Below are 24,456 nucleotides of genomic sequence, written 5' to 3'. Positions count from 1 at the left end.
AGGCGTTTTCCGAGCCGCGTCCAGGTGGTGATGAATGACCGTTAGTCGGGAGAGTGTGGCAGTGGCTGGATGATGGCCTATTGCTCACTACGCTTTGCACAATCCCGGTCTAGAGTAGTCCTTAGGTTTAGCCCGGTTTCCTAGATTTCCGGTGGAGTTCCCCGAACAAGAGAAGCAGCATGGATTGCGTGCAACAGATACCCGGTGATGGTAGTTCCGTCCTTCTGGTCGTCGATGATTACCCTGAAAATCTGATCAGCATGCGTGCCTTGCTGGAACGTCAGGATTGGCAGGTGGTCACTGCCGCCTCAGGCATTGAGGCACTGACGTTGCTGCTTGAGCATGAGATTGACCTGGTGCTGCTGGATGTACAGATGCCCGGGATGGACGGTTTTGAAGTGGCCCGCCTGATGCGCGGCAGCCAGCGCACCCGCCTGACCCCGATTATTTTCCTCACCGCCAACGAGCAGTCCCCGGACGCTGTGATCAAGGGCTATGCCAGTGGCGCGGTGGATTACCTGTTCAAGCCCTTCAACCCCGATATCCTCAGGCCCAAGGTCCAGGCGTTGCTGGAGCAGCAGCGCAACCGCCGGGCCCTGCAATGCCTGAGCCGCGACCTGGAAGCGGCCCGGGCGTTCAATGCCTCGGTGCTGGAGAATGCCGCCGAAGGCATTCTGGTGGTCAACGAAGACGGCACGATCCGCTTCGCCAACCCGGCCATTTCGCGCTTGCTCAATCTGTCGCTGGACGCCCTGGCCGGCCAGCCGTTCCTGGATTTCCTGCAGAACCCGCACTTTCCCAACTGGCACAGCTCATTGCTGTACGAGGAGTACCGCAAGGGCGAAACCTATCGCCTGCATGATGCGTATTTGCGCACCAGCCAGGACCAGATGCTGCCGGTGGCCTTGTCCTGCGCGCCGCTGCCCGCCGACCAGAAGGCCATGGTGGTGACGGTGCTGGACATGTCGGTGGTGCGGCACTTGCACCAGCAACTGGAGTTCCAGGCGGTCACCGACCCGTTGACCGGCTTGCTCAACCGCCGGGGGTTCTACCAGACGGCGGAAAATACCCTGCGCCGCAGCGACAGCGCGGAAAAGTCCCTGGTGCTGATGTACCTGGATCTCGACGGCTTCAAACGGGTCAACGATTCCCTGGGGCACGAAGCCGGCGACCGAGTGCTGCGCTGGGTCTCGGAACAGTTGAAGTCCTGCCTCAATCCCTTCGATATTCTTGCGCGCATGGGCGGTGATGAGTTCACCACCCTGCTCAATCTGGAGCACCCGGAGCAGGCGGCGAAAATCGCCGAGCGGTTGATCGAGCGGGTTTCCATTCGCCAGCAAATCGACGGCATGGAAATGACGCTCGGCGTCAGCATCGGCATTGCCACTTACCCCGATTGCGGGGCCAATCTCGATGGCCTGCTGCGGGCGGCGGACATCGCCATGTATGAGGCCAAGCGCGCCGGCCGCCAGCAGTATCGCTACTACGACCACGAGATGAATGGGCGGGCCCGCTCGCGCCTGATGCTCGAGGAAAGTGTCCGTTCGGCGATCGAGGGCAAGGAATTCAAGATGGTCTACCAGCCCCAGGTGTCCCTGGAAGATGGCCGCCTGCGGGGGTTCGAGGCGTTGCTGCGTTGGCACCATCCGAGTGTCGGTGATGTGCCGCCGGGGTTGTTCCTGCCTTTATTGGAAGAAGTACGGCTGATCAGCCGGCTGGGCAGTTGGATCTATCGCCAGGCGGCCACTCAGCGGCATGCCTGGAGTGGCGTGTTTGCCGATGACCTGGTGCTGAGCGTCAGCCTGAGCGCCACGCAGTTCTGTATGCCGAACCTGGCGGACGAGTTGCAGGAGGTGCTGGAGCGCCATGACCTGCGGGCGCACCAGCTGGAAGTCGAGGTGACGGAGGCGGCGCTGATGCAGGACTACGAGGCTTCGCGCAAGCAACTGCGGCGGATCCGCGCCCAGGGTGTGCGCGTGGCCCTGGACGATTTCGGTTCGGGACACTGTTCGCTGAACCACCTGCGTGACCTTGAGTTGGACACGCTCAAGCTCGACCGACAGTTGATCGCCAAGATCCTCGACTCACCACGGGATGCGGCCCTGGCCCGCACCGTGATCGACCTGTGCAAGGAATTTGGTCTGCTGGTGATCGCCGAGGGCGTGGAAACCGTGGAGCAATGGCAGTGGCTCAAGGCCAATGGTTGCCCGATGGTCCAGGGCTTCCTGGTGGCCCGGCCGCTGACGGCCAAGGACGCCACCGGCTTCGGCTCGGCGTTTGACTGGAGCGCGTTGTCCGCCTGAATTCGCTACACTGGCTTCTTTTTCGGTGTACGTAAGGCCTGTCATGACTGTGCTGAAATACCTTCAGGCTTATCCCACGTCCTTGCAGGAACAGGTCCGCCAGATGATCGCCCGGGATGCCCTGGGCGACTACCTGAGCCAGCGTTATCCGGAGCGGCATGCGGTGCAGAGCGACAAGGCGTTGTACAGCTATGCCCTGGCGTTGAAGCAGGAACATCTGCGCAATGCGCCGGCCATCGACAAGGTGCTCTTCGATAACCGCCTCGACCTGACCCATCGCGCCCTCGGCCTGCACACGGCGATCTCGCGGGTCCAGGGCGGCAAGCTCAAGGCCAAGAAGGAAATCCGCATCGCCTCGCTGTTCAAGGAGGCGGCGCCGCAGTTTCTGAAGATGATCGTGGTGCACGAGTTGGCGCACCTGAAGGAATCCGATCACAACAAGGCCTTCTACCAGCTGTGCGAATACATGCAGCCCGGTTATCACCAGTTGGAGTTCGACCTGCGGGTGTACCTGACCTGGCGCGATCTGCAGGGCAAATCTGCAACTCCGTAGGCGCCGAGTGTGCGCTTGAGTCGAAGCATTGGAAGGTCAACCTCAAGGACTACCGGATGGACGTCAGCAAGACCAAGAGCAGTTTCTACCGCCGTCTGTACGTGGCATGGTTGATCGACAGCGAGATTGCCAGCAGCGTTCCGGCCCTGACCGAAGCCACGGGCATGCCACGGCGCACGGCGCAGGATACGATCCTGGCCCTGGCGGACCTGGACATCGTCTGCGAGTTCGAACAGGAAGACGGCGCGCGCAATCACGCCGGGCAATACCGGATTCGTAGTTGGGGGGCGATCGACAAGAGCTGGATTGGTCGCAACCTGGTTTCGATCAAGCAGGTGCTGGGTTATCCCTGAAGTTTTGTGGTGTCTGTGCTGGCCTCTTCGCGGGCAAGCCCTGCTCCTACAAAGTTGGGCCGTACACAAAAGGTGTGTTCGACACATAACTGTAGGAGCAGGGCTTGCCCGCGAAGAGGCCCTGGAGAACACCAAAAACCTCAGCTTTTGCGCATACCGATATGCGGAATATCGTCCTCCAGATACACCTCGCCCACCACCTCGAACCCATAGCTCCCGTAATAATTCTGCAAGTGCGCCTGGGCCGACAGATAGATCGGCACTTGCGGCCAAAGCTTCCCGGCCTGCTTCAACGCCTGGGCCATCAGCTCATGCCCCAACCCCTGGCCGCGGGCCTCGGGGGCGATCACCACTCGCCCGATCACCACGTCACCCCCCTGGGATTCCGGGTCGAGCAGACGCAGGTAAGCCACCAGTCGATCATCGCGCCAGCCCATCAGATGGCAGGTGTCGCCCTCCAGATCACGCCCATCGACTTCCTGGTAGGGACATTTTTGCTCGACCACGAAGACTTCGGTCCGCAGTTGCAGGATGCTGTACAACTGTTCCTTGCTCAGGTCGCCATGGTGTTTGCAGAGCCAGTCAGTGGTCATGCTCGCCTCTGGATTCAATAACTTGATAGCGATACTAGGCGCGTTATCCGAGGTCGCCAACCGCGGATTTCTTTTGCCCGACAGGGCCGGGGCTGGAAAGCTCCTTGCAGGGAATCCTGAACCGGTATTTCGGTTCACTGGCGGCTACTTGATATCATTGGCTTTGCTCGCCATCGTCATCTTTGTGTAATCTGCCAAGCCGTGCTTTTGCTCTGGCTCGGATGAGCTAATGTTAGGACCAGGGAGGTAGCCGGTTGCTTTTGGATGTGCTCCTCCGGCTTCGGCTAACTCTGCTGGGCTATGTGCCCGCTAAGGATCTTTAGCATGCCGCGATTGCATCGAGCTTTTGTTTTGCTTGGATTGCTGCTGCTTTCACAGGGCGCCGCCGCGGACAAGTTACGGTTGGTGGCCGATGGCTGGCCGCCGTTTACCGACGCGACGCTGGTCAACGGTGGCCTGGCCACCGATATCGTCATCACGGCGCTGGCGCGGGCCGGCTATGCCAGCGACTTCGAGCAGGTGCCCTGGGCGCGTGCGCTCAAGGGCGTGGGCGAAGGGCGCTATGACGTGCTGGTCAATGCCTGGTACAGCGACGAACGCACCTTGCTGGGGCAGTTCTCGGCCGAGTACCTGGTCAACCGCGTGCTGTTTCTCAAGCGCAAGGAGTCGGCCATCGAGTTCGATAACCTGGGCCAGTTGCACGACCTGCCGATTGCGGTGGTGCGTGACTACGCCTATAGCGCCGATTTTGACGGTGACACCCAGTTGCAGAAGATCCCGGTGCACAACTTTGCCATGGCCGTGCGCATGCTCGCGGCCGACCGCGTGAAGCTGACCCTGGAAGACGAGTATGTGGCGCGTTATTACCTCAAGAGCGAGGCGCCACGGGTGCGCAACGCCGTGGAGTTCCTGCCCAAGCCGCTGAGCGAGAACAGCCTGCATATCCTGGTCAGCCTGAAGAACCCGCAGCATGAGCAGATTGTCGCCGGCTTCGACCGCGAGATCGCGGCGATGAAGGCCGACGGCAGCTATGATCGGCTGCTCAAGCTGCACGGGATGTAACCACCCCCGCGAAACCTTGTGGGAGCCGGCTTGCCGGCGATGGCGGCCGATCAGGCGATGCAAGGCCGACCGGCCTCATCGCCGGCAAGCCGGCTCCTACAGGGGGCGTGGTGTTTCAGGATTCTGCGTTTTCTTCCGGATCCTTGATCAGGTGCGCCGCCAAGGTACGCAACGGTCCTAGCTGGCGGCAGATCAACGCCAACTGGGTCTGCACCAGCCGCTGGATCTCGTCGATCTCGTCCGGCATCTGCTCCAACTCATTGGCCAGGGCTTCCTCGGCATCGCTTTGAATGGCGATGGGGGTCTTGTTCGCCAGGCCCGTGGCGACTTCTTCGATGCTTGCCGCCAGCGTCGCGCCGACACCCTCGAGCAGATGATCACGCACCGCCTCCGGCAGTTGATTGTCGCGGTGCGCGCCGAGTCCCGACAGGTAGCTGAGCAAGGTATGCGAGAGCACCAGGAAGCGGAACCCCACATCGGCTTCCTTACGGAAGTGCCCCGGCTCCATCAACATGTTCGCCAGGGTGGTCGACAGCGCCGCATCGGCGTTGTGGGCGTTGCGTCGGGCCAGGCGGTAGGCGAGGTCGTCGCTCTTGCCCTGGGCGTACTGGCGCATGATCTGGCGCAGGTACAGGCTGTTGCAGCTCAGGGTATTGGCCAGCACCTTGTTCAGGCGTCGACCTTGCCAGTCCGGCAGGAACAGGAACACCGCGAGGCCTGCGATCAGCGCCCCGAGCAGGGTATCGAGCAGGCGCGGCAGGAACAGGCCGTAGCCGTCGCCCACCTGGTTGAAACAGAACAGCACCGTCAGGGTCATGGCGGCGGTCGCCAGGGTGTAGCGGGTGGTGCGGTTGATAAAGAACACCACCCCGGCGGCGATGGTGAACAAGGCCTGGATCAAGGGGCTCGGGAACAGGTCGAACAAGGCCCAGGCGGCGGTCAGGCCGATGGCCGTGCCGAGGATCCGCTGGCCCAGTTTGCGCCGGGTGGCGCCATAGCTCGGCTGGCAGACGAACAGTGTGGTGAGGATGATCCAGTAGCCCTGGGACGGGTGCACCAGGTGCACCATGCCGTAGCCGATGCTCAGCGCCAGCGGCAGGCGCAGGGCGTGGCGGAACAGCAGCGAAGTCGGGGTCAGTTGGGTGCGCAGGCGCGTCCAGACATCCTTGAAATTACGCGGTGAACGGTCCAGCAGGCTGCTGTCGGTGGCGTCGGCCAGGCTGTCGGGGTTGCTGGCGTCGCTCAACAGGCGGTCGAGGGTGCCGAGGTTGGCCGCCAGGGCCCGCAGCGAACGCAGCAGGCCGCGCCAGGCCGGGTTGCTCTGGATGCGCAGGTGTTCCAGGGAGGCGTGCAGGTCGCCCAGGGCTTCGGCGAAGCTGGCGTCGTAGACGAACGGCTGGCGCAGTTGGATCGACACCGCCAGGGCCTGGCAGGCCTTGCCTTGCTCGCGTAGCAGGCGTTGGCAGCGGAACAGCACGTCGCTGTGGAAGAACGCTTCGGCCAGGGCGTTGTAGGGATAGTGCGAGGAGCTGGCGCGTTCGTGGATATCCTGGGCGAGGAAGTACAGCTTCAGGTAGCGGCTGACCTTCGACCCCGGCCGACCATTGCCGACCCGGTGCAGGATGATTTCCTTGGCGCTGTTCAGCGCCGCCACCACCTTGCCGTTCTGCTGGGCCAGCTCCAGGCGCCGGGCCTCGACGTCCAGTTGGCGGATCGGTTCGAACAGCGAGGACTTGAGCTTGAGGTAGTAACCCAGTTCGCGGAACAGCCTGGCCAGGCTCTGTTGCACCGGCTGGTTGGAGAACATCGCCTGCCAGAGCACCGAAAGCACGCCATACCAGGCCGCGCCGGTCACCAGCAGCATCGGTTCGTGCCAGAGGTTGGCGACTTCGCCGCCGCGCTGGTCGACGCCGATCATGGTGTAGACCGAGAGGATCAGGGTTGCCGAGGCTATCGCGCCATAACGTTCGCCCAGGGCGCCGAGCATGGTCAGGCCAAAGGCCGCCAGGGCCATGGCGCAGACGAAGACCAGCGGATAGGGAAACAGCAACTCGACCGAGAACGCCGCGACACTGAAGCACACCAGCGTCACCGCCAGGGCGTTGAGGCGGCCTTGCCAACTGTCGTCGGTCTCGGCCAGGGCGCTGGCGATGACCCCGAGGAACAACGGGATCAGGAGCTTCATCTCGTTCTGGAACCAGCACAGGGTCATGATGCCGGTCAGGGCGATAAACACCCGAACGCTATAGCTGAATTTGTCCAGCGCCCAGAGACGGCGCAGGGACTGGTTGAACGAGGTGGATGCCATGAAGGTGAGAGAGCCTGCCAAGCGATTGATCTGAATGATGGGTAGACGGGCGGCATTACAATGGCGCCACATCGTCTACAGCAAAATTTGTTCCGTGATCAGCGATTGTCCCAAGGATCAGGCGAATTGCGCCGCCGCATAGCCCGAGGCCCAGGCCCACTGGAAATTGAAGCCGCCCAGGTGGCCGCTGACGTCCAGCACTTCACCGATAAAATACAACCCCGGGCTTTTCAGCGATTCCATGGTTTTCGACGACACTTCCCGGGTGTCGACACCGCCCAGGGTCACTTCGGCGGTGCGATAACCTTCGGTGCCGGCCGGGACCAGTCGCCAGTCGCCGAGCTTCTGCGCGACCTCGGCCAACTCCGCCGGGGTGTACTGCTTCATCGGCTTGGAGACGAACCAGTGTTCGGCCAGCAGGTTGGCCATTTTCTTGGTGAACAACTCGCCCAGCAGGGTTTTCAGCTCGCTGTTGGGCCGTTCGGCCTGTTGCTGTTGCAGCCAGTCCAGCGCGTCGTGGTCCGGCAGCAGGTTGATATGCAACGTATCGCCAGGATTCCAGAACGAGGAAATCTGCAGGATCGCCGGGCCGCTGAGGCCGCGGTGGGTAAACAGGATATTTTCCCGGAAGCTCTGCTCGTTGCAGCTCACCAGGCAATCCACCGAGGTCCCGGACAGCTCGGTGCAGAGGGCCTTGAGTTGATCGGTAATGGTGAACGGCACCAGCCCGGCGCGGGTCGGTAACACCTGGTGGCCGAACTGTTTGGCCACCTGATAACCGAAGCCGGTGGCGCCCAGGGTCGGGATCGACAGGCCGCCGGTGGCGATCACCAGGGATTGGCAGGTGATCTGGCCAAGGGTGGTTTGCAGCAGGTAGCCGCTTTCCAGCTTTTCGATGTGCTGGATGGCGGTGTCCAGGTGCAGGCTGACGCCGGCTTGGTCGCACTCGTCGAGGAGCATGCCGAGGATGTCGCTGGACTTGTTGTCGCAGAACAGCTGGCCGAGTTTTTTCTCGTGATAGGGCACGCCGTGCTTGGCCACCATCGCGATGAAATCCCACTGGGTGTAGCGGGCCAGGGCCGACTTGCAGAAGTGCGGGTTCTGCGAGAGGAAATTGCCGGGTTCGCTGTACATATTGGTGAAATTGCAGCGACCACCGCCGGACATCAGGATTTTCTTGCCGGCCTTGTTGGCGTGGTCGATAAGCATCACCTGGCGCCCGCGGGCGGCGGCGGTAAAGGCGCACATCAAGCCGGCGGCACCGGCGCCGATGATCACAACTTCAGTAACGGGCACAACGATGTCCTCGGAAGGCGATTAGGATAATGCGGTCTTGAAAACACTGCGGATAGGGTAACGTGATCTTGAAAACACCACGAAACCTTGTAGGAGCAGGGCTTGCCCGCGAAGGGGCCGGTGTGGGCTATCCGAAAGATCAGGTTGATAATACTGACGTCTTCGCGGGCAAGCCCTGCTCCTACAGGTTTCCGCTGTTTGCGCGAGCAAGGCCAGCCGATCCATGGTGGGGACCGAGCTGGCCCTTGATATTCAGAGAATCCGCACGCGCAGCGAGCGGCCCTTGATCTTGCCGTCGTTCAGGCGCTGCAAGGCCTGCTTGGCGACGCCGCGCTCCACCGCCACGTAGGCCTGGAAGTCGAAAATCGCGATCTTGCCGACCTGGGCACCGGGAATCCCGGCGTCGCCGGTCAGGGCACCGAGGATGTCGCCCGGACGGACCTTGTCCTTGCGCCCGGCAGCGATGCACAGGGTGCTCATGGCCGGCAGCAGCGGGCTGCCGCCCTGGGATTTGAGGTTGTCGAGCTGGTCCCAGTTCAACGGCGACTTCTGCACTTCCTCAATGGCCCGCGCGCGCAGGCTTTCGGACGGCGCCACCAGGCTGATAGCCAGGCCGGTCTCGCCCGCCCGACCGGTACGGCCGACGCGGTGGATATGCATCTCCGAATCACGGGCCAGCTCGACGTTGATCACCATGTCCAGGGCATCGATATCCAGGCCACGGGCCGCCACATCGGTGGCCACCAGCACGGAGATACTGCGGTTGGCGAACATCGCCAGGACCTGGTCGCGGTCACGCTGTTCCAGGTCACCGTGCAGGGCCACGGCGGACACGCCCTTGGCGGTCAGGTGGTCGACGGTTTCCTGGACCTGCTGCTTGGTGAAGCAGAACGCCACACAGGACTCAGGCCGGAAATGGTTGAGCACCTTGACCACGGCTTCCATGCGCTCTTCCGGGGAAATCTCGTAGAAGCGCTGCTCGATCTGGCTGTCGGCGTGCATCGCCTCGGCCTTGACCTGCTGCGGGTTGCGCATGAACTTGGAGGCCAGCTGCTTGATGCTTACCGGATAGGTGGCGGAGAACAGCAGGGTCTGCCGACGTTCCGGGAGCTGCGCAATGATTTCCTCGATGGCGTCGTAGAAACCCATGTCGAGCATGCGATCGGCTTCGTCGAGGACCAGGGTGTTGAGGCCGTGCAGGACCAGCGAGCCCTTGCGCAGGTGCTGCTGGATACGCCCCGGGGTGCCGACGATGATGTGGGTGCCGTGTTCCAGGGAGGCGATCTGCGGTCCGAGGGACACGCCGCCGCAGAGGGTCAGCACCTTGATATTGTCTTCGGCGCGGGCCAGGCGACGGATTTCCTTGGCGACCTGGTCGGCCAGCTCGCGGGTGGGGCAGATCACCAGCGCCTGGCAACCGAAGAAGCGCGGGTTGATCGGGTTCAGCAGGCCGATGCCGAAGGCCGCGGTCTTGCCGCTGCCGGTCTTGGCCTGGGCGATCAGGTCCATGCCCTTGAGGATCACCGGCAAGCTTTGCGCCTGGATCGGCGTCATCTGGGCATAACCGAGGGAGTCGAGGTTAGCCAGCATGGCGGCGGACAGTGGCAAAGAGTTAAACGCGGTGGCGATGGTGGTCACGGGACTGGCCTGCAAAACAAAATGTCGCGCAGTGTATCAGTCCCGACTGGCGGCGCTGCAAATTCTGGACGAAAAGTAGCCAAATACTGGTAGTGCAGGCTGATTGTTGTGGGAGGCGCTGCTTTGGGGCAATGGCTTGAACCTGTTGTGTGGCTGCTGGCCTCTTCGCGGGCAAGCTCCGCTCCCACACTGAGATCGGAGCCAGGCGCAAGTGTTGCAGGCACCGCGCAACTTGTGGGAGCGGAGCTTGTCGGATCGCCGCACCGCCGCGAAGAGGCCCCTGAGCGCACCCAAAGGCACTCAGTGCTCGATATGCTGCTCCTGAACCACCCTGGCCCGCCGCCCGTCCTGGGGTGAAAGCTGCAGGAAAATTGTTGCCGCCAGCATCGCCATGATGCCCACGGTGAGGAAGGTCAGTTGAAAGGCGCCGAGCACCGTCTCCACGCCATCGTTGCCGACCGCGGCGGTAAAGCCGCCGAGCAGGGCGCCGGCGCAGGCCACCCCGAGGCTCAGGGACAATTGCGCCACCACCGACAGCAGGCTGTTGCCGCTGCTGGCGGACTTGTCGTCAAGATCGATCAGGGTCACGGTGTTCATCGCCGTGAACTGCAGCGAGTTGATCGCCCCGGCAATCGCCAGCATGGCCAGCAACAAGGGGTAAGGCGTCTGCTCGGTGACCAGGCCCATGACCGCGAGCATGACGCCCAGGGCCAGGGTGTTGCCGGTGAGCACGATGCGATAACCCAGGCGCTCGATCAGCGGCCGGGCGATCGACTTGGCGAACATCGCCGCCGCCGCCAGGGGTAGCATGCTCATCCCGGCCTGGGACGGCGAGTAACCCAGGGCCACTTGCAGCAGCAACGGCACCAGGAACGGCAGGGCGCCGCTGCCCAGGCGGGCGAACAGATTGCCGAGGATGCCCACGGCAAAGGTCCGGGTCTTGAACAAGGACGGCGCGAACAAGGGATTATCGATATGCCCGGCCCGCAGCCAATACGCCGCCAGGCACGCGAGGCCGGCGAACAGCAGCAACATCACCCGCAGGTGCGGCAGTTGCAGCTCGCCCAGGCCCTCCATGGCGATGGTGATCAGCAGCATCGCCGCGCCGAACAACAGGAAGCCGATGCCGTCGAAGCGCGTGCGCTCGCTGCCGCGCAGGTCCGGGATGAACTTCCACACCGCGTAGCAGCCGAGCAGGCCCACCGGCAGGTTGATCAAAAAAATCCAGTGCCAGGTCAGGTACTGCACCATCCAGCCGCCCATGGTCGGGCCGATCAACGGGCCGAGCAGGCCGGGGATGGTGATGAAGCCCATGATCCGCACCAGCTCCGAACGCGGGTAGGCCCGCAGCACCACCAGCCGGCCGACCGGTAGCATCAGCGAACCGCCGAGGCCCTGGATGATCCGGGCGCCCACCAGCATGTTCAGCGAGCTCGACAGGGCGCAGAGCAGGGAGCCGATACTGAACAGCAGGATTGCGCCGAAGAAGATGCGTTTGGTGCCGAAGCGGTCGGAAACCCATCCCGAGGCCGGGATCAGCAGGGCCACGGTGAGCATGTAGGCGATCACCACGCCCTGCATGCGCAGGGGGTTTTCCGCCAGGTCGAGGGCCATGGCGGGCAGTGCGGTGTTGAGGATGGTCCCGTCGAGGGACTGCATGAAGAAGGCAATGGCTACCACCCACGGTAGCCAGCGAGCGGTCGTTACGTCGAGTGGGGCACGATCAGGCATGGGCGGCTCTGTTTGTTAGCTGGCTACGTAGTTGCAGTATGCCTGATCGGTCAGGAACGGTGTAGGCGTGTGCTCGTTGCCGGAGATCTTGAACACACCCGCCACCTTTAGGAGCCGGCTTGCTGGCGATGAACGATGACGCGGTGTGCCTGATGGACCGCGTCGCCTGGATCGCCAGCAAGCCGGCTCCTACAGGACGCGATGCTATCCGGGCGACAGCAGAAACCCCAGCAAAGCCTGATGCACCGCGTTGGCGGCCTGGCGTGATTCCAGGTCGAGCAGGTGGCCGGTGTCTTCGGCGACGGAGAAACTGCTGCGGGGGATATATTCCTGGAACACCCGCGCACCTGCGGCCGGGGTGTAGATGTCCTTGGCGCCATTGATGAAATGCACCGGGCTCTGGATCGTGGACAAGGCCCGCAGGTAATTACCGTCGCCAAGCTGCAGCACCTGGTCGATATGAAAGCGCGCCTGGCGGTATTCGGTGCTGGGCATCGAGGACAGGTGCTGGTGGTTGGTGGCCTTGAGGCGTGGTGGCAGGAAGTGGCCGACGGTGTCGTTGAGCAGGTGGCCGATGGCGGATTTGTCGTCCACCGCGATCAGTTCGTGGACGCGCTGCACATACGCCCGCATCGGTGGATTCAGGTCGGGCGCCAGGGCCATCACCACCGAGCTTTCGATGGTCGGTGGGTGCCGGGTCAGGGCCAGCAGGGTGGAAATGCCGCCCCACGAGGCGGACACCAGGTGATTGACCTCGAAGCGCTGCACCAGGGCCAGGAGGATCTCCACCTCGTCGTCCTTGGTCACCAACCCCGGATCGGGATTGTAGGGTTGTGAGCGCCCGGCAAAGGGCAGGTCGAACAGCACCACGTTGAAGTGTTCGGCCAGGCACTTGCCGGTACGGGTGAAAGAGCTGGTGGTGGCCAGGGCACCGTTGACCAGCAGGACCGTCTTGCGCCGGGGATCGTCGCCGATACGTTCGACATGGATGTTGAAGTGCCGGTACAGGTTGTTGATGACAAAGCTTCCATGATTCATATCAAGCTCCAGCAAAGCACTTTCGGGGGATGAAAGAGGTGCGGCGTTGAGTAAGGAAATCGCGGGTCGAGTCTGGTTTCTCTGGGTGTTGTCGTATGAGGGTGGCGTTTTGATAGTGTGAAAAAAAACAGAGGGATATATAGCGCGCCGGGCGGCGTCAGGGCAACTGACTGAACGGATAGGTATGCGGGTGTTTCGGTCAGAGATCTTGTGACCGCCGCGGACCTGTAGGAGCAGGGCTTGCCCACGAATAGGCCCTTGAGAGCGCTAAAAGCTTCGCGGGCAAGCCCTGCTCCTATAGGTTTTGCGGTGTCCGTGAGAACGGACTCCAGGTTTACAGGGTCAGGGTCAACTTGCTGATCAACGCCCCCGGCAGCAGGTTCGACGCGGTCTGTCGCTGGTCGTAGGTGCTCGCCGACAGCAGCAGCTCGCGTTCCTGGGTCAGGGCTTCCAACTGGCTGCCCAACAGGCTGTAGACACTGTCATCGAAGCGCATGGTGCTGACCGGCGCCTGGATCTCGCCGTTCTCCACCCAGAAGGTGGCGAAGCGGGTCATGCCGGTCATCCGCGCCGCCGGTTGGTCCGAGTAGTTCAGGTACCACAGGTTGCTGATATACAAGCCGGTGCCCAGTCGCTTGAGAATATCGGCCTGGGCCAGTTGCCCGGCGCGCATCTGCAAGGCACCGGGATACTCGCCGCCGCTGGCACCGTTGGTGGTCAGCCCGTACTCGGCGGCACTGCGGGAGTTGATCAACTGCTGGTCCGCCGCGCCCGCGGCCACCAACGACACGTCGCCACGGGGATAGCCTTCGTTGGAAAACGCCGGGCTCAACGAGCCACTGATCTGCTCGCTGAGCCAGACGCTGGAACTGAAGCTGGCCTCGCCCGCGTAAAGCTTCTGCAGCGGGCTGTGCTTGCTGCCGATGGCCTGGGCCGAGAAGCCGCCCCAACTGAGCATGCCCATGACTTCTTCCAGCGCCGCCGGTGCCAGGTAGGCGCGATACTCGCCCGGCGCCAAGGTGCGCAACGGTCGGCCGAGAAACTCGAGTTGCTCACGGGCCTGCTGGAAGCGCCGGGCAAAGCCGTCGCTGTTCCAGTCATGGCCGGCGTAGCTGGCTTTCACCGCCTGGCCGTTTTCGTGGAACAGGCTCCAGTCGAAGTTGAAACTATTGGCCTGGTGCCAGCCAAAGGCCCCGTCGGAACTGGCAAAGCCCCGGCTGATGGGACCGGCGGCGTAGAACCCGACCAGGTCCAGGCCGACCGAGGCGCGGCTGATTTCCTCCAGTACTCGCGCCGTCTCCGGCAACGGATGGCTTTGCACGTTCTGGCTTTGCCAGGCGTTGTGGTTGAGCAGCAGGTACGGGTCCGCCGGCAACAGCGGGAGGATTTCGCGCAGTTGTTGCAGGCCGTCCGCCAGGCGCTGACGGTCCGGCTCAGGTTCGCCGGAGAGGGTGATCTGCAAGTCGGCGTGGCGACCGTCGTCGATCAGCTTGAAGCTCAAGCTGGCCTGTTGCACCTGCCCGGCCTGGCGCACCCGGCCCAGATTGAAACGGATAAAGTCCGACGACTCGGCGGCATAACCCAGGGTGAAACGTTCCGTGGCGTGCAGTTGTTTCTGCAAACCCTCGACCAGCGCGCGGAAGTGTTCGACCTGACTCAGTGAAGTACTCATCAGGCATCTCCTCCAAACACATCGACATTGCTGAAGACACAGGCGGGCGAGGCATGCCCGACCCGGATCACCTGGTTGGGCTCGCCCTTGCCGCAATTCGGCGTGCCCAGGACCTGGAAGGTCTCGGCGTTGCCGACGGCGCTGAGATTGCGCCAGAACTGTGCGGAAATTGCCCGGTAGTTGGGATTTTTCACCACGCCCTTGAGCTCGCCATTTTCGATCAGCTGGCCCCACTCGCAGCCGAACTGGAATTTGTTGCGGGCATCGTCGATGGACCAGGAACGGTTGGTGGACATCAGGATGCCTTTCTCGATACCGCCGACCAGTTGGGCGAAGGACTGGTCGCCCGGTTCGATATTGAGGTTGGCCATGCGGTCGATGGGCGCGCGGTTCCAGCTGCAGGCGCGGCTGTTGGCGACGCCGTCGAGGCCGGAGCGGAACTGTGACAGCGCGCCGCCCAGTGGACGCAGCAGGCGGCCTTCGCGAATCAGGAACTCCTTGCGGGCCGGGGTGCCGTCGTCGTCATGGCCGTAGCTGGCCAGTTGCTGCGCGATGGTCGGATCGAAGGTCACGTTGAGCAGCGCCGAGCCATATTGCAGGCTGCCGAAGTCGCTGGCCTTGACGAAGCTGGTGCCGGCGTAATTGCGTTCGTCGCCGAGGATGCGGTCCAGTTCCAGCGGGTGGCCGATGGATTCGTGGATCTGCAGGATCATCTGGTCCGGGGTCAACAGCAGGTCGCGCGGGCCTTGCGGGGTGTTGGGCGCCAGCAGCAATTGCAGGGCCTGGTCGGCGATCCGGGTGCCGGCGCCGATCAGTCCGGAGCGGCCGATGACATCGGCGCTGCCTTGCTGGCCGAAGTTTTCCCGGCCCAGGGTCCGGGTCTGGCTGTCCGCGCCGTCGTAGGCGGTGACGCTCAGGCCCGGGTAGACGAAGCGCAGGGCCTGGCGCAGTTCGGCGCCGGCGTTGTTGAGGTAGATCTGTTCGACCTGGGTCAGGCCGAGACTGACTTCCCAGTTGACCAGCCGCTCGTCCTTGGGCACGGCGGCGGATTCGGCGCCGAGCAGGGCGTAGCAGTCGCTCAGTGACGGGAAGGGCTGGTCGAGCTGGGGCGAGCGGTAATCGGCGCGGTCGCTGGAGACGGCCTGTTGGCGCAGGTCGAGCAGGGCGTGGGGGGCCATCAAGCGGGCGTAGTTTTCGGCGCGTTCGAGGGCGCTTTGCAGGCCGGCCTGGGACAGGTCGTTGGTCGCGGCATAGGCTTCGACGCCGTTGACGCGGACGGTCAGCATCGCGCCTTCGTCGAGGCGCAGGCTTGGGGGTTCGGCCACGTTCTTGCGCACCGACAGGTATTGGCCGGATTCGCGCACGTAACGCAGCGAGAAGAATTCAGCGCCCGTGCGCAAGCCGGCGAACCGTTGCTTGAGCTGGGGGTGGAAGTCGAACATGGGGAACCTCCTTGTGCGGGGTGTTCGGGAGGGCCTCTTCGCGGGCAAGCCCTGCTCCTACAGGGTAGTGTCGTACACAAGTGCCGTGAACGACGAAAAACTGTAGGAGCAGGGCTTGCCCGCGAAGCTCTTGAGGCTGTTGACCTTAGAGCGGACAGCCCTTGGCGCGCAGGATCGCGTCGAAGCGGTCCGGGTCCAGGGTGCCGGCTTCAATCGCCGCCAGTGTAGCTTTTTCCCGCGCCAGCAGGTCGTGGCAGCGGATCAGCAGTTCCGGCAGTTCGGAGCGAGCCGCGGCGACAACGCCGTCACCGTCGCCGATCATCAGGTCGCCCGGGGTCACCAGCATGCCGGCACAGGAAATCGGTACGTTGATCTCGCCACCGCCGTCGGTGCTCGGGCCACGGTGCACGCCGCCGATGGCGTAGGCCGGCAGTTCGCCGGTCTGCCATTCGTCGAGGTCGCGCAGGGCGCCGTTGATCACCACGCCGACGATACCGGCCTTGAGGGCCATGGCGCGCATGATGCCGCCGAACACGGCGCGGGTCAGGTCGGCGCTGCCGTCGATCACCAGCACATCGCCTGGGCGGGCCATCTGCATGGCCTTGAGGATCATCAGGTTGTCGCCCGGGCGCACGCGTACGGTCAGGGCATTGCCGAGCATCGGGGTGTTGCCGTGGAACGGTCGCAGGCCCAGCCCACCGACGTTACGACCGAGGCAGTCGCTGACCGCGGCGGCCGGGATCTTGCTGAATTCCGTCAGCCACTTGGGGTCCATGGGCTCGGGGTTGGGATTGATCAGGTAGCCGGTGGGCCATTTGCTCGAAGATACGACATCAAACATGGGAAAGCCTCGTGGCCAGCAATGTGGCGGTGTGTCGAATTGGGGCGGGGGTGAAACGTTTGCGCGCCATTAGATTAGGCCTGCGCGGTGGGTAGGAGCAAGGGTAGGGCGGTGTGGGGATTGTTTACGTTATGTGGTGGGAGATTGATGTTGCCTGAACTGACGCATTCGCGGGCAAGCCCTGCTCCTACAAGGTGGTGGCGTACACAAATTCTGTGAACGACAAAAAACTGTAGGAGCAGGGCTTGCCCGCGAAGCTTTTCAGCGGTTACTGCGCAGTACGGCTCACTTCACGCACCGGCTTGCCACGCACCGGCGCCTCGCCGGCCACGTAGTAGTCGGCCTTGCTGCGCGGCAGTGGCTGGCGGCCACGGATCTTGTCGGCGATTTTCTCGGCGATCATGATCGTCGGCGCGTTCAGGTTGCCGGTGGTGATGATCGGCATGATCGACGCGTCGACCACCCGCAGGCCCTGCATGCCATGCACGCGACCCTGGCTATCGACCACCGCCATCTCGTCGGTGCCCATCTTGCACGAGCAGGACGGGTGGAACGCGGTCTCGGCGTGCTCGCGGACAAACTGGTCCAGTTGCTCGTCGGTCTGCACCTCGATCCCCGGGCTGATTTCACGCCCACGGTAAATATCCAAAGCCGGCTGTTGCATGATCTCCCGGGTCAGGCGGATGCCGTCGCGGAATTCCTGCCAGTCCTGCTCGGTGGCCATGTAGTTGAACAGGATGCTCGGGTGCTGGCGCGGGTCCTTGGACTTGGCCTGCACCCGACCGCGGCTCGGCGAACGCATGGAACCCATGTGCGCCTGGAAGCCGTGTTCTTTCACGCCGTTGCTGCCGTTGTAGTTAATCGCCACCGGCAGGAAGTGGTACTGGATATTCGGCCACTCGAATTCCGGGCGGGTGCGAATGAAACCGCCGGCTTCGAACTGGTTGCTGGCGCCGATGCCGGTGCCGTTGAACAGCCATTCGGCACCGATGGCCGGCTGGTTCCACCACAGCAGCGACGGGTACAGCGAGACCGGCTGGGTGCAGGCGTATTGCAGGTACAGCTCCAGGTGGTCCTGGAGGTTTTCACCGACGCCGGGCAGGTCGTGGACCACCGGGATATCCAGGCTTTGCAGGAGCTTGGCCGGGCCGACGCCGGAGCGCTGGAGGATCTGCGGCGAGGCGATGGCGCCGCTGCACAGCAGGACTTCCTTGCGGGCGCGGACTTCGACCGGTTCTTCGGCCGAACCCAGCAGGTAACGCACGCCGACCGCACGCTTGTCTTCGAACAGAATCTTGTCGGTCAGGGCGTGGGTGACGATGGTCAGGGTCGAGCGCTGCTTGGCCGTGTCCAGGTAACCACGGGCGGTGCTGGCGCGACGGCCCTTGGGCGTGACGGTGCGGTCCATCGGACCGAAACCTTCCTGCTGGTAGCCGTTGAGGTCGACGGTACGCGGGTAACCGGCCTGCACGCCGGCTTCGACCATGGCGTGGAACAGCGGGTTGTTGCCGGCCTTGGGCGTGGTCACGCTGACCGGGCCTTCGCCGCCGTGATAGTCGTTTGGACCGATGTCACGGGTTTCGGCCTTGCGGAAATACGGCAGGCAGTCGAGGTAGGCCCAGTCTTCCAGGCCGGGCAGCTTGGCCCAACCGTCGTAGTCCAGGGCGTTGCCACGGATGTAGCACATGCCGTTGATCAGCGAGGAGCCGCCGAGGCCCTTGCCGCGACCGCATTCCATCCGGCGACCGTCCATATGCGGTTCCGGATCGGTTTCGTAGGCCCAGTTGTAGCGCCGGCCTTGCAGCGGGAAGGCCAGGGCGGCGGGCATCTGGGTGCGAAAGTCGAAGCGGTAGTCGGGACCGCCCGCTTCGAGCAGCAGGACCGTGACGCCAGCGTCTTCGGTCAGGCGGGCGGCCAGGGTGTTACCGGCGGAGCCGGCACCGATGATGATGTAATCGAATTCTTGGGACATGAAATGCAGCCCTCGTTGAAGTGGGTCGGGGCGGGGCGTCTCAGGACGAGTGCCTTGCACTCGATTCGCGGGCAAGCTCCGCTCCCACAAGGTTTGAGCCAGACGCAATAGCTGCGAACGACGAAAAACCTGTGGGAGCGGAGCTTGCCCGCGAAGACGGCCTCACGGGCAATACAAGACTCGGGTCTTAGAACACCGAGGCGTAGTCACCCAACTCGACCTGTACCGATTTGATCCGGGTGAAGTTGTTCAGCGAGCTGATGCCGTTTTCACGGCCGACACCCGACTGCTTGTAGCCGCCGACCGGCATCTTGGCGTCGGACTCGCCCCAGGCGTTGATCCAGCAGATACCGGCTTCCAGTTGATGAATCACGCGGTGGGCGCGGTTCAGGTCGCGGGTCACCACACCGGCGGCCAGGCCGAAGTCGGTGTCGTTGGCGCGGCGGATCACTTCTTCTTCGGTTTCGTAGCTGAGGATGCTCATCACCGGGCCAAAGATTTCTTCGCGGACGATGGTCATGTCATCGCTGCAATCGGTGAACACGGTCGGCGCGACAAAGGCGCCCTTGGCGAACTCACCGGCGCTCAGGCGTTCGCCGCCGCACAGCAGGCGCGCGCCTTCTTCCTTGCCCTTGGCTATGTAGCCCAGCACGCTTTCCATATGGGCGAAGCTGACCAGCGGGCCGAAGTTGGTGTTCTCGTCTTCCGGGTTACCGACGCGAATCCGCGCCACACGCTCGACGATCTTGGCTTCGAACGCAGCTTTCAGATGGCTCGGCACAAACACGCGGGTGCCGTTGGTGCAGACCTGGCCGGAGCTGTAGAAGTTGGCCATCATCGCGGTGTCGGCGGCGCGATCGAGGTCAGCGTCGTCGAAAATGATCAGCGGCGACTTGCCGCCCAGTTCCATGGTCACGTCCTTGAGCGACGAGCTGGAAGCGCTGGCCATGACTTTCTTGCCGGTGTCGGTGCCGCCGGTGAAGGAGACTTTTTCGATGCGCGGGTGCTCGGTCAGCCAGGTGCCGACTTCACGGCCGCTGCCGGTCAGTACGTTGAACACGCCGTCCGGTACGCCGGCCGCGGTGTAGATCTCGGCCAGTTTCAGGGTGGTCAGCGAAGTGACTTCACTTGGCTTGAAGATCATCGCGTTACCGGCGGCCAGGGCCGGGGCGGATTTCCACAGGGCGATCTGGATCGGGTAGTTCCATGCACCGATACCTGCCACCACGCCCAGCGGCTCGCGACGGGTGTAGACGAACGAGGTGGTGCGCAGCGGAATCTGCTCGCCTTCGATGGCGGGCACCAGGCCTGCGTAGTACTCCAGCACATCGGCACCGGTGACGATGTCGACGTAACGGGTTTCCGAGTAAGCCTTGCCGGTGTCGAGGGTTTCCAGGGCGGCCAGTTCGTCGTTGCGCTCACGGAGGATGTCGACGGCGCGACGCAGGATGCGCGAACGCTCCATGGCGGTCATCGCGGCCCAGATTTTCTGGCCCTTCTCGGCACTGACCACGGCCCGCTCGACGTCTGACTGGGTCGCGCGTTGCACTTTGGCGAGAACTTCACCGTTAGCCGGGTTGATGGCATCGAAAGTGGCATCGCCGCTGGCGTCGGAGTAACCGCCGTCGATGTAGAGTTTTTGCAGTTCGAAACGGGCCATAGTGTCCTCGCAAGTGCATAAGTGGTTGGCGTTAACCGCCAGGTACGCCAGTAAGGTTCTGGCAACACCGGTCGGCAGTCGTTCAGGGGCCGAGCGTTTCCCGGTGCTCTAGCGCTCCTGCTTAGCCAGTTGGAAATCCATGTATTCGTAAGCGATCCGTTGCGCCTGTGCGGTGTCGAAAGCGTCTCCCGACAACGCGCCGCGCAACCACAAACCGTCGATCAGCGCGGCCAGCCCGCGTGCGGCGCTGCGGGCTGCGGGCAGCGGCAGGACGCGGCGGAACTGGCAACACAGGTTCGAATACAGACGGTGATCGTTGATCCGCTGCAACCTGTGCAAAGACGGGTGGTGCATGCTGGTGGCCCAGAAGGCCAACCAGGTTTTCATGGCCGGGCCATTGACCTGGCTGGCATCGAAGTTGCCTTCGATAATCACCTGCAGATGGGCCTGCGGGCTGTCGTCTGTCAGTGCCAGGCGACGCGCGGCGACGTTCTCGATCAGGACATTCATCAGGTAGCGCATCGTGGCGGCGATCAGGCCATTCTTGTCCTGAAAATAGTGGCTGATGATGCCATTCGAAACCCCGGCCAAGCGGGCGATCAGCGCAATGCTGGCATCCGCCATCCCGACCTGGTCGACCGCCGTCAACGTCGCGGCGATCAATTGCTGACGGCGTATGGGTTGCATACCGACCTTGGGCATCGTGCACCTCTCCTCAGACCTGTTGGTAGCCAGGAAGCGGCTACCGGCATGGGGACCAGTCTATTTTGTTTTGATTGAACGTTCAATTAACAAAAAACCGAGGTTACGACAAATAACCGTTATCCGGTGGCTCTTCCCCTGCGGTCAGCGGTAAAACGACATTCCGAAAACAAAGACGCCGCGATGCGCTCGCGGCGTTTTTGCATCGGTCTCAACCGAGGTTCTTGCCCAACAGTGCGTGATACAGCTCGCTGTCGCCGAGAATCCCCACCACCTTGTTGTTGTCGTGCAGCACCAGCTTGTGGCCGGTCTGGTAGCGGATCTGCAAGGCATCGCGCATACCGATGTTCGAATCCACCAGGGTCGGCGTACGCCCCAGGCCTTCCACCGCTTGCCCCTGCACCCAGCTTTGCAGGTTCAGGACGGCGCCGTTCTGGCGGGCACCCTTGACGGTGTTGCCTTCGGCCAAGTCGATCCACGAATCGCCGCCCGGGTCGAGGCACACCGAACCGTTGACCCGCTTGCAGTTGTCCAGGGTGCGCATCAGGCTGCGCCCGCACAGCACATTGAGCGGATTGGTGTGGGCGACGAAGGTGCGCACATATTCGTCCGCCGGGTTGAGCACGATGTCTTCCGGCTTGCTGTATTGGATGATCCGGCCGTCTTTCATGATGGCGATACGGCTGCCCAGCTTCAGGGCTTCATCCAGGTCGTGGCTGACGAACACGATGGTCTTGTGCAGCTTGCGTTGCAGGTCGAGCAGTTCGTCCTGCAAGCCTTGGCGGATCAGCGGGTCGAGGGCCGAAAAGGGTTCGTCCATCAACAGAATGTCGGCGTCCATCGCCAGGGCGCGGGCCAGGCCCACGCGTTGTTGCATACCGCCGGACAGTTCGTCGGGCTTCTTGTTGCGCCATTGTTCCAGACCGACCAGTTGCAGCTTCTCGTCCACCAGTTGGCGGCGTTCCTTTTCAGGACGACCCTGCATCTCGAGGCCGAAGCTGATGTTCTCGCGCACCGTCAGCCAGGGCATCAGGGCGAACTTCTGGAACACCATGGCGATGCGCTTGGTGCGCATCATCTTCAGTTCCGCGTCGGTGCAGTTGGCGATGTCGATCTGTCGACCTTCATGTTCGACGAACAAGTGGCCACGGCTGACCGTGTTCAAGCCGTTGATGCAGCGCAGCAGGCTGGACTTGCCGGAACCGGACAGCCCCATCAGCACGCAGATCTCGCCTTTCTCGATTTCCAGGCTGGCGTTTTCCACACCGACGATCTGGCCGGTCTTTTTCAGGATCTCTTCACGCTTGAGGCCTTTGTCCAGCAACGCGAGGGCCTCTCGCGGATTCTTGGAGAAGATGACGTCTACCTTGTCGAAGCGAATGATGCTCATGCGTCACCCCTTACCTGTGCGTCGGGTTGTTTGCAGATACGGTCGAGCATGATTGCCAGCAATACGATCGCCAGGCCGGCTTCGAAGCCGAGGGCGATATCAGCGGTGTTCAGTGCGTTGACCACGGGTTTGCCCAAGCCATCGGCACCCACCAGCGCGGCGATCACCACCATCGACAATGACAGCATGATGCACTGGGTGACACCGGCGGCGATGCTCGGCATGGCGTGGGGCAGTTCAATCCGTGAGAGCAGTTGACGACGCGAGCAGCCGAAGGCCTTGCCGGCGTCCATCAGTTCTTGCGGTACATCCTGGATACCCAGGTAGGTCAGGCGGATGGGCGCGGCAATCGCGAACACCACCGTGGAGATCAGACCGGGGACGACACCCAGACCGAACAGGGTCAGGGTTGGAATGAGGTACACGAAGGTCGGTACGGTCTGCATCAGGTCGAGGACCGGACGCATCAGGGTGTAGAACATCGGCTTGTGCGCGGCGACGATGCCCAGCGGCACGCCGATCACCACGCAGACCAGGGTGGCGAACATCACCTGGGCCAGGGTTTCCATGGTTTCCTGCCAGTATCCCAGGTTGAGGATCAGCAGGAAGGAGGCGATCACGAAGGCGGTCAGCCCCCATTTGCGCTGGATCAGGTGGGCGATCGCCGCGATCAGCGCGATCAATGCCAGCGGATTGAACCAGGCCAGCGCGAAGGTCACGCCGTGGATCATCGCTTCCAGCGTCGAGGCGATGAAATCGAAGTAGTTGGCACCGTGCTTCGTCAACCATTCGACGAACGCCGCGATGTACTGGCCCAGGGGGATTTTATGTTCAGTCAGCATGGTATTGAACGTCCACATGCGGGGAAATAAATGCCAGTCCAGGCGGGCGAACCCGCCCGGACGTGGCGGTTATTGCGCGAGCTTGGCTTTCACGGCTTCCAGGCCTGGTTTACCGTCAATGGTGGTCACGCCCGCCAGCCAGGTGGTCAACACCTGTGGGTTCTTCTTCAGCCACGCCTTGGCAGCGGCTTCAGGCTTCATCTTGTCGTCGAGGATGTTGCCCATCAGCGAGCTTTCCATGTCGACGGTGAACTCGAGGTTCTTCAGCAGTTGGCCGACGTTGCTGCATTCCTGGGTGTAGCCCTTGCGGGTGTTGGTCAGGACGGTCGCGGCGCCGAAGTCAGGGCCGAAGTACTCATCACCACCGGTGAGGTATTCGATCTTGAAGCGCTTGTTCATCGGGTGCGGCGCCCAGCCCAGGAAGACCACGGCGGTGTCGCGTTTCTGCGCACGGTCGACCTGCGAGAGCATGCCGGCTTCGCTGGACTCGACGACCTTGAAGCCGGCGTCTTTCAGGCCGAAGGCGTTCTTGTCGATCATGCTCTGGATCAGGCGGTTGCCGTCGTTGCCCGGCTCGATGCCGTAGATCTTGCCGTCCAGTTCCTTCTTGAACTTGGCGATATCGGCGAAGTCATGCAGGCCCTTGTCGTACAGCGCCTGAGGCACGGCGAGGGTGTACTTGGCGCCCTTGAGGTTGGTGCGCACGGTTTCCACGGTGCCGGCATCACGGTAGGCCTTGATGTCGTTTTCCATGGTCGGCATCCAGTTGCCGAGGAACACGTCCATGTTCTTGCCGTCGGCCAGGGACTTGTAGGTCACCGGCACGGAAATCATCGTGGTCTTGGTTTTGTAGCCCAGGGCGTCGAGTACCACGCTGGTGGTGGCGGTGGTGGCGGTGATGTCCGTCCAACCGACATCCGAGAAGTTAACGGTACTGCACTGTGCTGGCTCTGCGGCTTGGGCCAGCATCGGCAGACTCAGCATGGCGGCCAACAACAACGACGGGGAACCTTTCATGGGGTGGACTCCTGGATGTTTATTTTTGGCAGTGGTCCGACTG

19 protein-coding genes are annotated in these 24,456 nt (G+C 62.7%); 4 read left to right on the top strand and 15 right to left on the bottom strand.

Going from position 1 to position 24,456, the window contains the following annotated elements:
- Window positions 1-179 precede the first annotated feature (179 nt).
- The 3 genes from M5C71_RS20515 to M5C71_RS20505 are packed head-to-tail and all read left to right on the top strand — an operon-like array spanning window position 180 to window position 3,209.
- A complete protein-coding gene (locus M5C71_RS20515; protein WP_152741135.1) occupies window positions 180-2,303 on the top strand; it encodes an EAL domain-containing protein in 2,124 nt (707 codons plus the stop codon).
- Window positions 2,304-2,346: 43 nt separating this feature from the next.
- Window positions 2,347-2,856, top strand: coding sequence for a M48 family metallopeptidase (locus tag M5C71_RS20510; protein ID WP_103499123.1), 510 nt, complete (start codon window positions 2,347-2,349; stop codon window positions 2,854-2,856).
- Between the two features lie 56 nt (window positions 2,857-2,912).
- A complete protein-coding gene (locus tag M5C71_RS20505; RefSeq protein ID WP_103499122.1) occupies window positions 2,913-3,209 on the top strand; it encodes a winged helix-turn-helix domain-containing protein in 297 nt (98 codons plus the stop codon).
- 140 nt (window positions 3,210-3,349) lie between these two features.
- Here M5C71_RS20505 and M5C71_RS20500 read toward each other — a convergent pair whose 3' ends face one another.
- Window positions 3,350-3,802, bottom strand: coding sequence for a GNAT family N-acetyltransferase (locus M5C71_RS20500; RefSeq protein ID WP_103499121.1), 453 nt, complete (start codon window positions 3,800-3,802; stop codon window positions 3,350-3,352).
- A gap of 324 nt (window positions 3,803-4,126) precedes the next feature.
- Here M5C71_RS20500 and M5C71_RS20495 point away from each other — a divergent pair, with 324 nt between their 5' ends.
- Window positions 4,127-4,864 (top strand): transporter substrate-binding domain-containing protein, encoded by a 738-nt coding sequence (locus M5C71_RS20495; RefSeq protein WP_103499119.1) that lies wholly within the window; start codon window positions 4,127-4,129, stop codon window positions 4,862-4,864.
- 115 nt (window positions 4,865-4,979) lie between these two features.
- Here M5C71_RS20495 and yccS read toward each other — a convergent pair whose 3' ends face one another.
- The 14 genes from yccS to M5C71_RS20425 all read right to left on the bottom strand — a co-directional run bounded on the left by yccS (window position 4,980) and on the right by M5C71_RS20425 (window position 24,413).
- The gene (yccS, locus tag M5C71_RS20490; protein WP_248746644.1) at window positions 4,980-7,172 is read right to left on the bottom strand and encodes a YccS family putative transporter; all 2,193 of its coding nucleotides are present in this window, start codon (window positions 7,170-7,172) and stop codon (window positions 4,980-4,982) included.
- 117 nt (window positions 7,173-7,289) lie between these two features.
- Window positions 7,290-8,468 carry an NAD(P)/FAD-dependent oxidoreductase gene (locus M5C71_RS20485; RefSeq protein WP_103498138.1) on the bottom strand — a complete coding sequence of 393 codons (1,179 nt, stop codon included), beginning with the start codon at window positions 8,466-8,468 and terminating at the stop codon, window positions 7,290-7,292.
- A 252-nt stretch (window positions 8,469-8,720) separates the two neighbouring features.
- Window positions 8,721-10,058 carry an ATP-dependent RNA helicase DbpA gene (dbpA, locus tag M5C71_RS20480; protein ID WP_247263367.1) on the bottom strand — a complete coding sequence of 446 codons (1,338 nt, stop codon included), beginning with the start codon at window positions 10,056-10,058 and terminating at the stop codon, window positions 8,721-8,723.
- 348 nt (window positions 10,059-10,406) lie between these two features.
- Window positions 10,407-11,837, bottom strand: coding sequence for a multidrug transporter subunit MdtD (mdtD, locus tag M5C71_RS20475; RefSeq protein WP_248768616.1), 1,431 nt, complete (start codon window positions 11,835-11,837; stop codon window positions 10,407-10,409).
- Window positions 11,838-12,041: 204 nt separating this feature from the next.
- The gene (locus M5C71_RS20470) at window positions 12,042-12,875 is read right to left on the bottom strand and encodes an alpha/beta hydrolase (RefSeq protein ID WP_248768615.1); all 834 of its coding nucleotides are present in this window, start codon (window positions 12,873-12,875) and stop codon (window positions 12,042-12,044) included.
- 334 nt (window positions 12,876-13,209) lie between these two features.
- Complete coding sequence (locus M5C71_RS20465) at window positions 13,210-14,547, bottom strand: metallopeptidase TldD-related protein (protein WP_248768614.1); 1,338 nt, start codon at window positions 14,545-14,547, stop codon at window positions 13,210-13,212.
- A complete protein-coding gene (locus M5C71_RS20460; RefSeq protein WP_177100730.1) occupies window positions 14,547-15,989 on the bottom strand; it encodes a TldD/PmbA family protein in 1,443 nt (480 codons plus the stop codon). The genes M5C71_RS20465 and M5C71_RS20460 overlap by 1 nt, the downstream gene beginning before the upstream one ends.
- Window positions 15,990-16,134: 145 nt before the next feature.
- Window positions 16,135-16,830 (bottom strand): RraA family protein, encoded by a 696-nt coding sequence (locus M5C71_RS20455; RefSeq protein WP_103498132.1) that lies wholly within the window; start codon window positions 16,828-16,830, stop codon window positions 16,135-16,137.
- A 268-nt stretch (window positions 16,831-17,098) separates the two neighbouring features.
- A complete protein-coding gene (gene betA, locus M5C71_RS20450) occupies window positions 17,099-18,802 on the bottom strand; it encodes a choline dehydrogenase (protein ID WP_248768613.1) in 1,704 nt (567 codons plus the stop codon).
- 187 nt (window positions 18,803-18,989) lie between these two features.
- Entirely contained in the window at window positions 18,990-20,462 is a 1,473-nt protein-coding gene (gene betB, locus M5C71_RS20445; protein ID WP_247263366.1) for a betaine-aldehyde dehydrogenase, read from the bottom strand.
- A 108-nt stretch (window positions 20,463-20,570) separates the two neighbouring features.
- The gene (betI, locus tag M5C71_RS20440; protein WP_103498303.1) at window positions 20,571-21,164 is read right to left on the bottom strand and encodes a transcriptional regulator BetI; all 594 of its coding nucleotides are present in this window, start codon (window positions 21,162-21,164) and stop codon (window positions 20,571-20,573) included.
- Between the two features lie 211 nt (window positions 21,165-21,375).
- Window positions 21,376-22,554 (bottom strand): choline ABC transporter ATP-binding protein, encoded by a 1,179-nt coding sequence (gene choV / locus M5C71_RS20435; protein WP_103498302.1) that lies wholly within the window; start codon window positions 22,552-22,554, stop codon window positions 21,376-21,378.
- The gene (choW, locus tag M5C71_RS20430; protein WP_103498304.1) at window positions 22,551-23,396 is read right to left on the bottom strand and encodes a choline ABC transporter permease subunit; all 846 of its coding nucleotides are present in this window, start codon (window positions 23,394-23,396) and stop codon (window positions 22,551-22,553) included. Before choW ends, choV begins: the two co-directional genes overlap by 4 nt.
- A 69-nt stretch (window positions 23,397-23,465) precedes the next feature.
- Window positions 23,466-24,413, bottom strand: a complete 948-nt coding sequence (locus tag M5C71_RS20425; RefSeq protein WP_103498301.1) for a choline ABC transporter substrate-binding protein — start codon at window positions 24,411-24,413, stop codon at window positions 23,466-23,468.
- Window positions 24,414-24,456 lie beyond the last annotated feature (43 nt).

Source organism: Pseudomonas sp. MWU12-2345 (genome assembly GCF_023242385.1).
Taxonomy (GTDB): Bacteria; Pseudomonadota; Gammaproteobacteria; order Pseudomonadales; family Pseudomonadaceae; genus Aquipseudomonas; species Aquipseudomonas gingeri_D.
The sequence above is the reverse complement of the archived record's forward strand: the minus strand, read 5'-3'. Positions and strand labels throughout refer to the sequence as shown.

Coding starts and splice junctions, on each gene's coding strand:
- dbpA (WP_247263367.1), bottom strand. CDS start 10,058: ATGCTGGCTAACCTCGACTCCCTCGGTTATGCCCAGATGACGCCGATC.
- M5C71_RS20500 (WP_103499121.1), bottom strand. CDS start 3,802: ATGACCACTGACTGGCTCTGCAAACACCATGGCGACCTGAGCAAGGAA.
- M5C71_RS20515 (WP_152741135.1), top strand. CDS start 180: ATGGATTGCGTGCAACAGATACCCGGTGATGGTAGTTCCGTCCTTCTG.
- mdtD (WP_248768616.1), bottom strand. CDS start 11,837: ATGCCTGATCGTGCCCCACTCGACGTAACGACCGCTCGCTGGCTACCG.
- M5C71_RS20455 (WP_103498132.1), bottom strand. CDS start 16,830: ATGTTTGATGTCGTATCTTCGAGCAAATGGCCCACCGGCTACCTGATC.
- M5C71_RS20470 (WP_248768615.1), bottom strand. CDS start 12,875: ATGAATCATGGAAGCTTTGTCATCAACAACCTGTACCGGCACTTCAAC.
- M5C71_RS20425 (WP_103498301.1), bottom strand. CDS start 24,413: ATGAAAGGTTCCCCGTCGTTGTTGTTGGCCGCCATGCTGAGTCTGCCG.
- M5C71_RS20495 (WP_103499119.1), top strand. CDS start 4,127: ATGCCGCGATTGCATCGAGCTTTTGTTTTGCTTGGATTGCTGCTGCTT.
- M5C71_RS20465 (WP_248768614.1), bottom strand. CDS start 14,547: ATGAGTACTTCACTGAGTCAGGTCGAACACTTCCGCGCGCTGGTCGAG.
- betI (WP_103498303.1), bottom strand. CDS start 21,164: ATGCCCAAGGTCGGTATGCAACCCATACGCCGTCAGCAATTGATCGCC.
- choV (WP_103498302.1), bottom strand. CDS start 22,554: ATGAGCATCATTCGCTTCGACAAGGTAGACGTCATCTTCTCCAAGAAT.
- betB (WP_247263366.1), bottom strand. CDS start 20,462: ATGGCCCGTTTCGAACTGCAAAAACTCTACATCGACGGCGGTTACTCC.
- M5C71_RS20460 (WP_177100730.1), bottom strand. CDS start 15,989: ATGTTCGACTTCCACCCCCAGCTCAAGCAACGGTTCGCCGGCTTGCGC.
- choW (WP_103498304.1), bottom strand. CDS start 23,396: ATGCTGACTGAACATAAAATCCCCCTGGGCCAGTACATCGCGGCGTTC.
- M5C71_RS20505 (WP_103499122.1), top strand. CDS start 2,913: ATGGACGTCAGCAAGACCAAGAGCAGTTTCTACCGCCGTCTGTACGTG.
- betA (WP_248768613.1), bottom strand. CDS start 18,802: ATGTCCCAAGAATTCGATTACATCATCATCGGTGCCGGCTCCGCCGGT.
- M5C71_RS20510 (WP_103499123.1), top strand. CDS start 2,347: ATGACTGTGCTGAAATACCTTCAGGCTTATCCCACGTCCTTGCAGGAA.
- yccS (WP_248746644.1), bottom strand. CDS start 7,172: ATGGCATCCACCTCGTTCAACCAGTCCCTGCGCCGTCTCTGGGCGCTG.